Origin of the sequence: Shewanella sp. 4_MG-2023, from assembly GCF_030548015.1 — a bacterium.
Taxonomy (GTDB): domain Bacteria; phylum Pseudomonadota; class Gammaproteobacteria; order Enterobacterales; family Shewanellaceae; genus Shewanella.
The window spans coordinates 1-13,134 of sequence record NZ_JAUORL010000053.1 but is presented as its reverse complement, the minus strand read 5'-3'; the positions used below and the strand labels follow the sequence as shown (position 1 = coordinate 13,134).

Here is a 13,134-nt window from a genome sequence, read left to right as displayed (position 1 = left end):
CGCGGGATGGAGCAGTTTGGTAGCTCGTCGGGCTCATAACCCGAAGGTCGTTGGTTCAAATCCAGCTCCCGCAACCAATTTAAATCACTTTCAAATAGTAATACTCTTCTTAAATTTAAAAATACCCTTCTTAATTTCAAAATATTCTTCATCACTTTTCAAGCTCAAGTGTATTGCACCGATTTTTAGATCCTCAGTTCGGGCTCAACCCTAATAAATCTGCAAAGGTCGTCGGTTCAAATCCAGCTCCCGCAACCAATTTAAATCACTTTCAAATAGTAATACTCTTCTTCAATTTCAAAATATCCTTCTTAAACTTCCAAATATCCTCATTAAATTTCAAAAAACTTCTAATAATTTTACTTGCTAAAGCCGTATTTAAATCGCTTTCAAAAGTTTTATTACCTAAAGTGCTTGTTCAATATCGATAATCAAATCTTCTACGTTTTCTAACCCAACTGAAATCCGTAATAAATTATCGGTTATCCCCGCTTCTGCTCTCGCTTCGGGGGTGTAGGGTGAATGAGTCATTGATGCAGGATGCTGAATAAGTGACTCCGCATCGCCCAAACTCACGGCTATCGTGAACAGTTTTAATTTATTTACAAAGTTAATCGCATCTTGTTCGGACCCTATTAATTCAAAGGCGATTACCCCACCCGCTCGACGCATTTGTTTGCCGACATATTTAAAGCCTTGATGATTTTCAAGCCCGGGATAAAAAACACTGCTTACTTTTGTATGTTGATTAAGGTAAACAGCCAACTTTTCAGCATTGTCACAATGACGGCTTAACCTGACATCTAAGGTTTTTAATCCTCTTAAAATTAGCCATGCATCATGGGGCGAAATAACACCGCCAAAGTCTTTAAGAATTTGGTATTTTAATTGATGAATATGCGCTTCACTTCCACAAACAATGCCTGCAATGACATCCCCATGACCATTTAAGTATTTGGTTGCACTGTGGATCACCATATCAATACCCAAAGTCAGCGGCTGTTGCAATAAAGGCGTCATAAAGGTGTTATCAACAATACTTATCAAATTATTGCGCTTTGCAATAGCTGCTATTGCGGTTAAATCAAATACTTGTAAATGCGGATTGACAGGGCTCTCACAAAATACCAATTTAGTATTAGGCTGAATTGCCGCTTCAATTGCTAAGGGATCAGAAAAGTCTACAAATGTTGTATCCACGCCATACCGTTTTAGCTGGCTACTCAACAAAGCAAAAGTGCAACCATACACCGCATTTGATGAAATTAAATGATCGCCAGCCTCCAGATGAGTCATTAACGCCGCTGAAACAGCAGCCATGCCTGAGGCACATGCAGCGGCAGATTCTGCCCCTTCAAGTAAGGCCATTTTACGTTCTAACTCTGCGGTAGTAGGGTTACCAAGACGCGTATAAATGTAGCCTTGTTCGTCACCGGCAAACCTGGCTCCGCCCTGCTGGGCATTGTCAAACACGAAGGTGGCACTTTGATAAAGTGGCGTGACTAATGCGCCAAACGCTTCCTTTATATGACCACCATGAATCGCTACTGTGGCTGGTTTCCATTGATCTGGCATCTCGCTCTCCCAGGCCCACACATGAATTTAAATTATTTTACTATGTGTGTGGACAGGAATTTAAGATAGCGCGCTGAAAATTTTAACCAATAGTTTAGCGATTATTCATATTGAACACATTGTAAACACAATGTTACATCACAACCAAGAATGGCGCGCAAAATGTTGTTTTTACATATTTAAAGTTTTAGATTGTGACTGCGGTTATAAACAATGAGTCAACGAGGATTCTAGTGGTTATAGTGATTAGTGATTTGCACAGCGCTTTAATAATAATGACAGATAACATACAACTGATGTGATGAAACAAGATCACCAGCAACAACATGTATACTGGTAATCCCTTGCTGATAATTTAAATTTCAACTTAAATTAGCGATTTAAATTATCGGCTTAATTTAGTGATGCTTTTAAGCGCAACATACCTTCGTCAATACTGATCAGCGCTTCATAACCTAAATCGTTTTTAGCGGCGCTAATATCAAAATAATGACAGGTGGATAATTGTCTTGCGACAAATCTTGTCATAATCGGCTCTTGCTGTTTACCAAGTATTTTATAGATGGTTTCTAATACCACACCCGCGCTATACGCCACACCAGCAGGAACTCGTTTCGTCACTGGAGCAATATCAACACAGGCTAAAATGTTATTGAGCATGGCCGCCATAGTGATAGGTTCATCGTTACTTAAAAAATATGCCTTACCTGCACTCTTAGCTTGTTGCGTTAAGTCTACTGCCGCAAGAATATGCGCATAAGCGGCATTATCAACATAAATGGTATCAACCAGTTTATCTTGTTTACCCACCAACTTTAGCTTGCCGATTTTCGCCCGCGCTATCACTCTTGGCACCAAGTGTGGATCTTCAGGTCCCCAAATTAAATGCGGTCTTAATGCGGTGGTTTTCAACTGCGGCCCATTGGCTTCTAGCACCATTTTTTCGGCAATGGCTTTAGAGTGACCATAAAAGTTTAAAAAGCTAGCGGCATAAGGGGAAGATTCATCAATACCGGCTTCATCTTCACCCGCAAAGGTGACACTTGGAGTACTGGTGTAAACCACATGATTGATCTTTAATGCTTTACACGCACGCAGGATATTAGCGGTTCCATTAACGTTAGGGGCAAAATAGCTATCTCTATCGCCCCAAACACCCGCTTTTGACGCCACATGAAACACTAAATCACAATCTTGCATCGCCGCTGCTAGCGCATCTGAATCGCTAATATCACCTTGATACATGTTAACGCCCATCGCCGTTAATGCAGGATATTCACCACGAGCAAAACCATTAACTTCAATGCCTGCTGCTCGCAGACGAGTACAAATCGCTTTACCTAAAAAACCACCTGCCCCGGTGACAAATACTTTGTTAACCCGACTTTTAAGCGCAGCTAAGGCTGCCTGTTCTGGCTTTAATAACATTTCGAGTTCAAGCATGTATTTACCTAATTGAGAACGCTAATAAAAATTGATTGTTGGCAAACATTTCAGCAACGATTTGCACTATTCTTTCCACTGTTTTTGAGCCCAAACAGCTAATTTTTCTCTGAATATTTTCGCGTTGTGTCTGACATCCACAGGAAAATCTGGATGAATTAAAAAACGTGAAATACCCATTGTATGTGTATGTTTTTCAGCGATATCAACTAACTCTTGGTATAGCGCTTTACTGTTTGAGCAAGTCATGGCTTTATCAAGTTCGACACATAACAGTGGTTCAATATTGCCATTAATGACAATATTCACCAGTGCTGAACGTTTTACTTGTTTATGGGTGTTAAATACCCGCTCACAGGGAATTGAAAAATAACGTTTACTAAGGCTACCTTTTAGAGTTTGATCAACTCGATGGGCCTTGCGGCCACACATCCATAATTGCCCTAATTCATCCAAGTAACCGACATCACCCATGCGGTGTCGAATACCGTCAGCATCAGTAATTTTGGCCAGCTTAGTTGCACTATCGCGATGATAATACTCACGACTTACCATCGGCCCTTTTACGACGATTTCACCAATCTTTCCTACAGGTAAAATATCGGCTTCATCCCAATGGCTGATAACTGACTCAGTAATATCGATAATGCTAATCTCAACACCATCAATGGCTTTACCCACACAAATACCTTTACCAGCATCAGTTGCGGCGGTGGTATCAAACAGCTCGCTGCTTGGCATCATGCTAATCGGCAAAGACTCTGTCGCCCCATAAGAGTTGAGCACCTCAACTCCTGTTGCTAACATTTTGCTAAAACGCTTTATTGATGAGATGGTTGCTGGCGCCCCTGCTGAAATAACTCTTTGCACGCTTGGTAATGTAAATGCTTGGTTTTGGGCTGCGGTTTTAGTTTCAGCAGCGGCGCCTAAGCGCTCCAGCAATGCCGGATTAACAAACATATTAGTACATTGATATTTCTCAATCGCTGCGAATAAATACTCAGGATTAGCGGTTATGGGTTTACTGGCGTCCATCGCTGGCACAATAGATGCCATACCCAGTGCAGGGCCAAATAATGAAAATAATGGAAAAGTCGCTAAGTCGCGCTCACCGGGCTTAATGCCGTAATCATGTTTAAGGGCGCTAATTTGCGCTTCAAACATGCCATGGGAATACACCACACCTTTTGGGGTGCCTGTACTGCCACTGGTAAATAAAATTGCCGCCATTTGATCATCACACAGTGTGACCATGGGGTAAGCTTTGGCAAATGATCCACTAACCTGTGGCAAGGCGTCAATACTCACTGCGCCTGATAACCAACGCTGAATACTACTGCCGCCCACATTTAAGCAAAGCTTAACCGAAGGTTTACCCCAACCTAATATTCTTCTGGCAATATGGGCTTTAGGGATACCAATAAACACATCGGGTTGTGACTCTTCAAAACATTGTTTTAAGTTTTTAACCCCCATACCGGGATCGACCAGAATAGGAATTACGCCCGCTTTAAATAACGCAAACGTTAGCACGAAAAAATCAATGCTTGGGGTCACCATCAACACAGCTTTCATGCCAGCTTGAAGGCCAAAGGCATTTAAACGATAGGCAATATCATCAGATTGTTGGTTTAGGGAGCCAAAATCGACGTCTTGATAAGTTAAAGCGTGAGAGGCTTGATTGGCAGATGTCGCTGTTTGCACCGCGACAGCTAATTGAGAAGGAAAGTTATTTGCCGCATCTTGTAAATGCCGACAGATGTTAGCCGTTTTTAATGTCATAAGCCTGATGTCATTGGTTTATAACTTGGGCGTGAATAATGAGTATTTCATCACGCCCAAGGTCGCTGTTTAGCTTTGCTGGTTGTTAGCCATAAAGTTCTGAATAAGCCCGATGACATCTTCGCTAGCATCTTCAAGAATATAATGACCACAGTCATCAAACTCTCTTACTTGCGCATGGGGCATATATTGACGCCACTTTGCTAAAAAGTGCTTATCAAATACAAAATCCTGTAGTCCCCAACAAATCAGTGTTGGCACTTCAGAGAATTTAGATAAACTATCAGCAATATTTGAAACTAACTCATAGTTACGATCTTCAGGCTTTAACGGAATATCCTGCACAAAACGTAAGGTTGAAATACGGTTTTTCCAGCTATTAAATGGCGCAACGTAGGCTTCGCGCACTGCTTTGGCCATTGGCTGACGTTTAACACCCACATAGGATGCAATGGATGAAAAGGCATTAAAGCCTCTGACCAAAAACGTCCCTAAAATAGTTTCGCGGCAAACCCATAATGCCCAAGGAAAAGGCTTAGATTCAGGTAAGTGAAATGCTGCTGTGTTTAAAAATACTAAGCGCTTAATGCGCTCAGGATAACGGGCAGCATAGCCCATACCAATCATTCCGCCCCAGTCATGAACCACTAAGGTGATGTTTTCTTTGACATCTAAATGATCTAACAGCGCTTCTAAATCATCAATACGATTTTCTAATGTGTAATCGTATTGTGGGTCATCAGGTTTATCCGATAAACCACAACCAATATGATCAGGCACAATACACTGATAATTGGTGCTTAATGCACTGACTAAGTTACGGTAGTAATAACTCCAGCTTGGATTTCCATGAACCATAACCACTGGCTCACCCTGGCCTTCATTAACATAATGCAGTTTGTTACCACTGCGGTCTAAATAATGGCTATCAAAAGGCAACAGATTTTCTAACATGATGCTTCCTACAATTTTATAATACTTATTCTATAACCAGCGAAATGATTACCACTTGATGCCTAGCATCATACAGTTCAACCCGCTGCCTATGCCTAGAAAGCTCACTTGATCGCCTAATTTTAAAAAGCCTTGGTCGTGGGCCATCGCCGCTGTTACTGGCAGCGAAACCGTGCCCATATTGCCCAAGGTTTCATAAGTTGGAAATTCTTTTTCATGAGGAATATTGAGAGCATTTAACACTTGTTTGCGGTTTGATGCGCCCACTTGATGACAAATCACTTTATCAACTTGATCCACTAACCACTCACGCTGAGTTAAGAAGTGTTCCCAAGTATGCTTAGCCAGATCAACCCCTTCTTTAAGTAAGGTGACGGCATCGGTACGCATAAACTCACGATATAACTTTTGACTGGTTTCTTGTAGGCCCCACTGACATAACTCGTGATGCTCAGGCGCCGATAAGTGGCTGGCACCTAATAGCTGATGATTACGAGTATTTTTAAGCGGTAAGCTACCGTCAGTTAAGATAACCGCAATCGCACCAGAGCCACCGGTTAAGGTCGCTAGCGATTGGGCAAAATTCTGCATTGTCGGCTCATTGAGCATATTGTCGATAGTGACTTCAACAATATCGCGCGCCGATTCACAAGATACCACCATACCGGCTTTAATTTGTCCAAGCTCAATACGGTTAGCGATATCTAAAATGCCAGAAAGCACACCTAAACAAGCGTTACTGATATCGTAAATCGCGGTATCTTTAGACACACCAAGCTCTGCAGCCACGCGGCACGCGGTTGCGGGCTCATGTTGGTCACGGCACACGCCTGTGTAAACAACTGCCCCTAAATCACTGACATTGATACCTGTTTCAGCAACCGCTTTACGGGCAGCACTGATAGCGCCGTCAGATAAACGATAACCTTTTGGCCACCAGCGACGTTCCTTAATACCGGTTAAAGCGGCTAATTGCCCCATTGGAATACGAAACTTTTGATAAAGCGGCGCAAGACGAGATTCTAGGTCTAGACTAGACACCACTTGGGGTGCTAACTCATAGGCCATACTATTAATAAAAACGCGGGAATATTTCATGAAACCGTATCAATCGCTCACTTTAAGGCCGCCTTAGGCAACCGAATTTATTGGTATTTGCTACTAACCCGCCATTTGAACAAGAAAAGCTTCAATATTCAATACAAAACCACAATTAGTAATATATAAATCTACCAAAGCCGCAGTTTATCGCTGGGGTATTAACTGTATCACTAAAGGGGTTAATCAAGAGGATTTAAAATAAAAACTATTAAACAGTACCTTAGAAAACTATTCGAACAGAATTATTTAATTAGGTTAATTTTTCAGCTTGAATTAACCAATTCCTTGGTGTGATTTCGTTTGCACAAAATTCAACCATGGTAACTTGATAACCCTGCTGTTGTAAAAAGCACATTCTATCCAGTAATAACCACTGCTCTAAAGCGTGCCTAAACAGGTGCGCGACTAGATCGATACGCTGAGTTAGCCTTTGCCTAGCTACCCCTTGAGCAAGATAGGCATCAAAGTCGGTTACAGCGCCGATATTGACTTGTTTTTGCGCCCCAGCCCAATAACAAAAATCACTAAATGATGCCGATAACTGGCTTCGTTTAACACTGGGGATCGGCAGATAGCGATCATTACCGCTAATATCTCGCTGCAAGCTATCAAAGCCTAAGCGCCAAGCAATTTCTTGATGTCGTAATGCTTGCTGCTTGTCATTGGCAATCACACTTTGCTGCAGCGGCAACTGTAAATCATGTCGCGATAGCTTAAGGCCACTGTTTTTTGCAGCATGGGATAGCGGCTGATAGTAATTAGCTTGAATAAGATGATAACAACAAGGTGAAAACGAGATTTGTTTGGTGTTTGCTTGAGCGGCTAACTCCAGCAGCCTAACATGTAAATCACCACAGGCATGTAACGCAATGGCATGTTGCTCTGAACTTAGCGGGTTGGCCCCTAATGTACTATTGGCTAAGTTAAACACATCAACACAATGAAACTGCTGCGACAATTGCCACTTGTCTGCAAACTGCTGGCCTTGCTCACACAAGCTTTGTTGCCACTCTAAACTGCTAACCTTAACTTGATGGGTTTTAGCAATATAACGTCCCAAATGGCCTTTACCTGCACACCATTCAACAATCAGGTTTCCTTTAGGAATATGCGCTGAAAAAGCAGTAATTTGCTGCCACTTTCGGCCTTTGATATGGGCGCTGAAATGGCTAAGCTCAGTGTCAGACAGGCCTATTTCTACAGCGTGTGCTTCAAACGATTTGGGTTCTGGTCTCGTTAACGATACATCACCATTTGTCGATGTGCTTAACATCGCGGCTAAGCCATCAATTTTCATCCCCAACTGCTGCATATCTTGCATCAATGACGGCAGTAACGCCGATACCAATGCCCCTTGAGCTACATCTAGTGCCTCTATGTCAGTATCAGCAATGGCCCAAACCTTTGCGGCTAAGCAAGGAAACTGCTCAGACCAAGGTAATTGCTGACAATCAAAGGCTTTCACTTGCCACAAACTATTTAGCTTTAGTAAGCACTCGCTAAGCTGGCCTAGCTTGGCGCTATTGTCGCTACAATTGTTAGCGTCTGTCGCGCAGTTCATGGCAATCTGTGTGCTCATTGGCATCCTATGGTTTATTGGTGTGATTGATGGTTTACACCATCATTAAGCACTCTCACTACTCACTACCTGCGACTTTGATAGCTGATTTAGGGTTAGATTTGGGTTCAGACTTTCGAACCGCCATGCGTTTACCTAACCAAACCCCCATAGCTAGAGGCGCAAAAAATATCGCAATTAAGAATAAAATGAAATACACAATCACACTTTTAATTAACTCAATCACTTGGGCAAACACTAATTCAACGGTTTTTTGGGTTAGTGCATCTAAATCTTGAATAGCAGCGCTGCGTTCATCAGCAATCATTTGCGCTAACGCTTCTCGCTCGTGAACAATAATTAAGGCTAGTGATTCACGCTCTTTTGATAACTGCTGCAGTTTATCATCTGTGACATCACTCAGTTGATCTAATAATGGCGCCAGCTCCACTCGCATATCACCGGCAAGCATGGTCATCATTTCAGGGGTTTGCTGCATTAACTGCTGAAATTTTTTGGTGGTTTCACTGATATTTTTAAGGGCTAATTCTATATCAGCGGCGCTAACATCAGCATGAAGTGCATATAACTCGGCTTTCCAGCCAAGAATTTTTGGCATCTGCTCAGTGGTCATCGCCATACGATCAGACATATCACTCATCACCTCAGGCATTGAACCAAAAGTGGTAATGGCTTCAAACTCTGAAATATTGCTAAAAGCCAACCAAGCATTAAAGGCAGTAGTGCGGGTAAAGGTAATATCCTCAAGCGGATTTTCAGCCACATATTGGCTCACAAACGCTTGATTATTTTTGAACTTTTGGTTGCTAATAAAGCCTTTTACTGTCGAGACGAATTGATCCGCTAATTTTTCACTGCTATCTATCGCGAGCTGCTGTTGTTCACCGAATAACTCACTGCCAGCACCAGTTTCATAAAACTGCTTCATTTGCTCGGTCAACACCCAAGTATCGAGCATTGCCGCTACTGGAGAGGCTTGGAATATAGCCCGCTGCAGGCTTTGCTCAGCGTAAATTTTCCACATTAAGGTGTTAGCTCTAACGTTGTCATCATCGCTATTAGCTGCAATGCGGTCTGCGGTGGCTTCAATTTCAGCATAAAAGCTATAACTAAATTCACGGCTAAACATACGCATGTTTATCTGCTCTTTAGGTAAGGGTTCAACGCCACTTTCAAGCTTAACTTCTAGCAGTGAACAAGCCGTTAAACTTAAAGATAACAAGCCGATACTCATAAGGCTAAGCAGTTTTTTACAGGTGATAATAAGGGGGTGAAACTGAGCAAACCAGCAACGACTACTCAGGCTAGCAAGATTTTTTACAGCTAAATTAAACCATGATTTCATGGTACTCTCCACGCAATAGCGACACAATAAAGCAGCAAGTTGGCTATTTATTATAGCAAAAAACCAACGAAACACTGACAACAAAGCCATAGTTACAACCAATTAAACTTGCAAATAACTTAATTAATTCAATAAACTATAGCTAGTCGCAGCCTAGTTTTATTTATTTAATTTGTCTATATGGTTTAATCAATAAATGCCAAGACTTTAGAACGGTAAAGGATTAACAATGCACTCACCTTGCGTCGCCAAATGCGGCTTAAATGAAGCAGATTACTGCATGGGCTGTTTTCGCCACATCAATGAAATTGTTGGCTGGGGACAAGCCAGTGAAGAGAAAAAACAAGCGGTATGGCAACAACTGCCACAACGAAAAGAACGAATGAAAGGCGGTAATAATAGCCAGATCATCAGCCGTGAGAAGTGGTTAAAAGCCCAAGCGGAAATTGAACAGCCTTGAATTGTAAAGCTGAGCAATAAAGCTTTCAGCCAAGCACAAAAAAGCCCATAAATATGGGCTTTTCATCTGAGTATCAGTAAACAAAGCTACTTTTTCATCATTGCTTTTAAATCTGCAAATGGATTATAGGTAGCGGCTTCTTGCTTGGTTTCAGTGGTATTGCCATAACGGATCAACTCTTCAAATCGAGAATGTTCATTATCGTGGCAATACAAGCATAACAATTCCCAGTTCGAGCCATCTGACGGGTTGTTATCATGGTTATGATCAACATGGTGTACCGTCAGCTCAGATAAATTCTTATGAGTAAACTCACGTGTACAACGGCCACATATCCAAGGATAGAGTTTTAAGGCTTGTTCACGGTAGCCTTTTTCACGAGTGGCTTTGTAATCTCTGGCTTCTGCTAATACTTTATCTAATTTACTTTGAGTAGCTGACATCGACTTTCCAATTTACTTTCATTACAAAATTACCCCAAGGATAAGCGCTGTTATCGGTTGGGGCAATGTTTTCTATCACAATTGCACTGCTCGAGTAATACTAACATCACTTAAAACAAGCACCACTTAAAACAAGCACCGCTTAAAACAAGCAGCCGCTAGTAAGTCACTAACTCTGAATTAGACAAATGCTGGTAGTGTAAATAGCGTTCATATTGATTAACGATATCTGCAATAATTTGCTCTTGAGTATAACCCATCACATCGTAATGCTGACCGCCGTGCTCTAAGAACACTTCCACCCGATAATAGTCTTGCTCACTAGCAAAGCCTTCGACATCGGCACCATTCATGGTAAATGCTCGAATACGCAGCCCATAAGCAAACTGCAGGGTTTCGTTGTTACCGATCAATAAACGTACCCTTTCATCATCTTGGGTGATGACAGCAGGCATATTTTTAGCTAAAAATATTTGTCTGACTTGTTCAAGTCCCGGTTTGGCGATGTTATCTAAAAATCGCTGCGCATCTTCTTGACTGGGGTGAGAGACCAGTACATCAATACGATCTTCCCAGCTCATGTTGGCTTTAGCAAATTGCACACTGGTATTGTGTTGCTGCACACTTTCTAATTTCAAGCGATCATCTTGTAAGGCTTTATACAAGCCAAGGCACATCAATAGCATCACAATCATGATTGGCATTGCACTGGCAATCGCTGCTGTTTGTAACGCTTGTAAGCCACCAGCGAGTAATAATACGCTCGCGACAACACCTTGCAGTATCGCCCAAAAAACTCGCTGGCCTACTGGCGCTTGTTCATTACCGCCTGAGGTCAAGTTATCAATCACTAACGAGCCGGAATCTGATGAAGTAACAAAAAATGTTACCACTAAGAATATGGCAATGATGGACAATACTGATGAAAATGGTAGATGCTCAAAAAATCGAAACAAGGCCACCGATACATCATTAGAAACCGCATCCGATAGATAACTCGCCCCATGGTTTCTAATCATATCAATGGCGCTATTACCAAATACTGTCATCCATAGGAAAGTGATGCCAGTTGGGAAAAATAACACCCCGACTAAGAATTCTCGAATAGTGCGCCCACGACTGACACGAGCAATAAAAGTACCTACAAATGGCGACCATGAGATCCACCAGCCCCAATACAATAATGTCCAGCCACCAAGCCAATCATCTTTTTGCTCGTAGGCGTATAAGTTAAAGGTTTTACCCACAATATCACTTAAATAACCACCGGTATTTTGAACAAATGCTTGCAGTAACAGCACTGTTGGTCCAAGAACTAAAACTGCCACAAGCAATAGCAGTGCTAACGCAAGGTTAAGCTCACTTAAACGTTTAACGCCTCTATCTAAGCCTGCAAAAACAGAAACCGTTGCTATCGCGGTAATCGCCATAATGATAATAATTTGCACAGTGATGTTATTTGGCAAACCATCAATTAAATAACTTAAGCCTGAATTGACCTGTAGCACCCCAAAGCCCAATGAGGTTGCTACGCCAAACATGGTGCCGATCACCGCAAACGTATCAACCGCGTGCCCTATAGGGCCATAGATACGCTCGCCAATGAGTGGATATAAGGCAGAACGTGGCAGTAAAGGCAGTTTATGACGATATGAGAAATACGCTAAGCTTAAAGCCACTACGGCATAGATTGACCAAATATGGATGCCATAATGGTAAAAAGTAATCTTCATGGCATCTTTTGCAGCCTCCAGTGACTCAGGCGTTGCATCAGGTGGGGCTAAATAATGCATCACTGGCTCTGCCACGCCAAAGAACATTAATCCAATACCCATCCCTGCAGAAAACAGCATAGATACCCAGCTTTTAAAGCTGTAGTCAGGCACGGAATGATCTGGGCCTAGTTTGATGTCACCAAAACGGCTCATCATGACAAAAATAATAAAGATGAGAAAAATAGCCACCCCAACAATATACAACCAGCCCGCTTTAACTTCTAACCAACTTTGAATGGCTTTAAAAAATTGGCTAGCTTCATTTGGCCAAACGGCACAAATAAATACCATGACAAAAATAAGCAATACTGAAGGGAAGAAAACCGGAGGGTTAACACTCGCTTTCTTAAACATGATTGAGACCTGTAAATAGGATAATGAACACAGCTACATAGGTAACAATTGCGCTGACAATTGCATAAGTATAGGCTGGTTCTATTGGATTGCGTTTAACGTAATCATTGAGGGGTAAATTTGTACTCGCGCGCATTGGGATTAAAAAGCACTATTTCTTAGTTGCTGAAGTGCTATTATCTGACGCCAAAGTTTCATTAGCTGACGCTTCATCGCTAGTTGCATTGCCGCTAGCATTTGCGTTTATATCACTATTGGCATTAGCGTTTATATCACTATTGGCATTAGCGTTTATATCACTATTGGCATTAGCGTTTGTATTA

The 13,134-nt window shown here is 41.9% G+C and carries 10 protein-coding genes and 1 tRNA gene; 2 read left to right on the top strand and 9 right to left on the bottom strand.

Annotation, left to right across the window (positions count from 1 at the left end; translation table 11 throughout):
• Positions 1 to 77, top strand: a tRNA-Met gene (locus Q4546_RS18605).
• 328 nt (positions 78 to 405) lie between these two features.
• Here Q4546_RS18605 and megL read toward each other — a convergent pair.
• The 7 genes from megL to Q4546_RS18570 form a co-directional block, all read right to left on the bottom strand.
• Entirely contained in the window at positions 406 to 1,575 is a 1,170-nt protein-coding gene (megL, locus tag Q4546_RS18600) for a methionine gamma-lyase (RefSeq protein WP_102437665.1), read from the bottom strand.
• Positions 1,576 to 1,968: 393 nt separating this feature from the next.
• Positions 1,969 to 3,018, bottom strand: a complete 1,050-nt coding sequence (gene oleD, locus Q4546_RS18595; protein WP_102437667.1) for a 2-alkyl-3-oxoalkanoate reductase — start codon at positions 3,016 to 3,018, stop codon at positions 1,969 to 1,971.
• Positions 3,019 to 3,084: 66 nt separating this feature from the next.
• Complete coding sequence (gene oleC / locus Q4546_RS18590) at positions 3,085 to 4,800, bottom strand: olefin beta-lactone synthetase (protein ID WP_303446820.1); 1,716 nt, start codon at positions 4,798 to 4,800, stop codon at positions 3,085 to 3,087.
• Positions 4,801 to 4,869: 69 nt separating this feature from the next.
• Positions 4,870 to 5,754: an alpha/beta fold hydrolase gene (locus Q4546_RS18585; RefSeq protein ID WP_102437671.1), complete on the bottom strand. Its 885-nt coding sequence runs from the start codon at positions 5,752 to 5,754 to the stop codon at positions 4,870 to 4,872.
• Between the two features lie 48 nt (positions 5,755 to 5,802).
• Complete coding sequence (locus Q4546_RS18580) at positions 5,803 to 6,852, bottom strand: 3-oxoacyl-ACP synthase III (protein ID WP_076539890.1); 1,050 nt, start codon at positions 6,850 to 6,852, stop codon at positions 5,803 to 5,805.
• 253 nt (positions 6,853 to 7,105) lie between these two features.
• Complete coding sequence (locus Q4546_RS18575; protein ID WP_303446821.1) at positions 7,106 to 8,416, bottom strand: methyltransferase; 1,311 nt, start codon at positions 8,414 to 8,416, stop codon at positions 7,106 to 7,108.
• Between the two features lie 76 nt (positions 8,417 to 8,492).
• Positions 8,493 to 9,779 (bottom strand): chemotaxis protein, encoded by a 1,287-nt coding sequence (locus Q4546_RS18570; protein ID WP_347230786.1) that lies wholly within the window; start codon positions 9,777 to 9,779, stop codon positions 8,493 to 8,495.
• Between the two features lie 229 nt (positions 9,780 to 10,008).
• Between Q4546_RS18570 and Q4546_RS18565 the strand changes: the two genes are divergently transcribed.
• Complete coding sequence (locus Q4546_RS18565; RefSeq protein ID WP_102437673.1) at positions 10,009 to 10,239, top strand: DUF1289 domain-containing protein; 231 nt, start codon at positions 10,009 to 10,011, stop codon at positions 10,237 to 10,239.
• Between the two features lie 86 nt (positions 10,240 to 10,325).
• Here Q4546_RS18565 and Q4546_RS18560 read toward each other — a convergent pair whose 3' ends face one another.
• On the bottom strand, positions 10,326 to 10,682 hold the full coding sequence (locus tag Q4546_RS18560) for a YajD family HNH nuclease (RefSeq protein ID WP_076539886.1): 357 nt from the start codon (positions 10,680 to 10,682) through the stop codon (positions 10,326 to 10,328).
• Positions 10,683 to 10,840: 158 nt separating this feature from the next.
• Entirely contained in the window at positions 10,841 to 12,811 is a 1,971-nt protein-coding gene (locus Q4546_RS18555) for a BCCT family transporter (RefSeq protein ID WP_102437675.1), read from the bottom strand.
• Positions 12,812 to 13,134: the final 323 nt, after the last annotated feature.